We start from the raw sequence: 2,132 nt of genomic DNA on the forward strand, positions 1-2,132 counted from the left end.
CGCAGTTGCGCGGCCCACGCGGCCACGGCGTCGCGTCGGGGGGCGTCGGCCTCGCGCGGGTCGCCCAGGGTTTCGAATTCCGGCTGCGCCTCGGCGGCCAGTTCCCGGTACTGGGCATCGCGCGCGTCCACGAACAGCGCCTTGACCTGGGCGTCGGTCACCCCGCCCGCTTCCACATCAAAGCAGGCCCCGCACACGAAGGTCCGGCCTCCGCCTTCCTCGATCTCGCGGGCCAACCAGAGCAGGCCGTCGCGTTGGCGCTCGCCGTCGGGCAGCACGTACACCGCGTTTTTCAGGGCCACGGCCCCCAGCGCGGCAAGGCGGCGAGCGGCCTTGGCCCGCAGGTAGGGCGGCTTGGGGGGAATGTTGTGGATGCACAGCAACCACGGCAGGTCGCGGGTCTGGTCCGGGGACATGGCAGGCTCCTTGGTGTGTCAACTGCAACATACAAATTTTTATCGATGGTGGCAATTGACATATCGAGCGGCTCTCAATATATGTCAATTGCACTACGCGATAGGGCAGTTGTTTTTCGTGTGCGCATGGATGGCGAAATAGCAACCAACATGCTGAAAACAAACAAGATGGAGTCAGTCATGAAAGAAGTTTCCGTTCTGGCCGCCGGACTGATGGCCGCCGCCATGCGTACTGCCCCCAAGGCGGGCGGCAAGGACTTTCTGGAAATCGCCGTGGTTTCCGACGAGGCGGATCTGACCCGCATGGCCGATGCCATGCGCGACTTTGCCCCGCGCAGCACCAACGAGGCCTACTGGCTGCGCGACGCGGACAACATCGCCCAGTGCCACGCCGTGGTGCTGGCGGGGCTGCGTTCCTCCCCCGCCGCCGGGTACGATTGCGGGGCCTGCGGCCACGAATCGTGCAAGGCCTTTCTGGCGGCGCGCGGGCAGCAGCCTTCCTTCGCCAAGGAAATGGGCTACGGCGGCCCGCACTGCGTCATGCGCATCATCGACATCGGCTGCGCGCTGTCCTCGGCCGCAAAGGCGGCCAGCCTGCTCAGCATCGACAACCGCGTGCAGCAGCGCGTGGGCGCGGCGGCGCGGGCGCTGGGCATCATCGAGGCCGACGTGGTCATGGGCGTGCCCGTGGGCGTGTACGGCAAGTCCATCTTCCACGACCGGCCCGGCAAGAAATAGAAGCGGGGCGCCTGCCGCGCCCGGCGAAAGGAAACGATCATGCACACGTTGGCCATGTTCCGGGCCTTGTGCTCGGTGGGATTTCTGGCTCGCTTCTCGTACGCGCTGGCACGCAACCCGGTGCTGCCGCTGTTCGCGGTGTTCCTGGGGGCGGGGCCGGAGGCCGTGGGCCTTGCCGTGGGCATTTCCACGGTGACGGGCATCTTCTTCAAGCTGCCCGCCGGGGCGCTGTCCGACGTCATCGGGCGGCGGCGCACCATGCTGGCGGGGCTGTGCTTCTTCGCGCTGGCCCCCTTCGCGTACCTTGTGGTGGACGACTATGCCCAACTGGTGGCCGTGCGCTTCGTGCACGGGTTCGCCACGGCGGTGTACGGCCCGGTGGTCATGGCCGTGGTGGCCGACATGGCCGGTGCGCGCAAGGGCGAAATGCTGGGTTGGTTCTCGTCCGTGGGCATCATAGGCACGCTGGCGGGTGCGCCCGTGGGCGGGCTTGCCCTGTCGCTCCTGGGGGCCGAGGCGGGCGGATCGCCCGTGGCCTTCCGGGTGGTGTACGGGATGGTGGCGGCGACCGGCCTTGCGGCGCTGGCTCTGGGCTGGCGGGTGTTGCGCGACGGAGGTGAGAACACCCCATCGGCAACATCCGGCGGATTCCGCGCCCGGTTCGGACAGTTTGCCTCCGGCATCCGCGAGGTGGCGTCCGACCGGCGGGTGGTGGCCGTATCGGCCATGGAGGGCGTGCAGAACATGAGCATGGGCGCGCTGGAAGCATTCCTGCCGGTGTACGCCGTGACCGTGGCCGGGCTGGCTCCGTTGCAGGCCGGGCTGTTGTGGGCCGTGCAGGTGGTGACCACCCTGCTGGCCAAGCCCTTGCTGGGCCGGGTATCCGACGCGCGCGGCATGCTCGGGCGGCGCGGGTTGATCGTGGCGGGCGTGGTGGCCTGCGCCGTGCCCTTCGCGGCGGTGCCGCATCTGGCGGGG

3 protein-coding genes are annotated in these 2,132 nt (G+C 68.5%); 2 read left to right on the top strand and 1 reads right to left on the bottom strand.

Annotated features, from left to right (window positions below; all coding sequences use genetic code 11):
* Positions 1-416: Chromate resistance protein ChrB (locus FVW20_RS13250; RefSeq protein ID WP_372435001.1), on the bottom strand; the 416-nt coding region annotated here is incomplete at its 3' end.
* Positions 417-596: 180 nt separating this feature from the next.
* Here FVW20_RS13250 and FVW20_RS13255 point away from each other — a divergent pair.
* Positions 597-1,154 carry a DUF2148 domain-containing protein gene (locus tag FVW20_RS13255; RefSeq protein WP_196609986.1) on the top strand — a complete coding sequence of 186 codons (558 nt, stop codon included), beginning with the start codon at positions 597-599 and terminating at the stop codon, positions 1,152-1,154.
* A gap of 39 nt (positions 1,155-1,193) precedes the next feature.
* On the top strand, positions 1,194-2,132 hold a 939-nt coding region (locus FVW20_RS13260; RefSeq protein ID WP_196609987.1), incomplete at its 3' end, for an MFS transporter.

It is taken from the genome of Nitratidesulfovibrio oxamicus (assembly GCF_015731765.1).
GTDB classification, from domain to species: domain Bacteria; phylum Desulfobacterota; class Desulfovibrionia; order Desulfovibrionales; family Desulfovibrionaceae; genus Cupidesulfovibrio; species Cupidesulfovibrio oxamicus.

Coding starts and splice junctions, on each gene's coding strand:
- FVW20_RS13255 (WP_196609986.1), top strand. CDS start 597: ATGAAAGAAGTTTCCGTTCTGGCCGCCGGACTGATGGCCGCCGCCATG.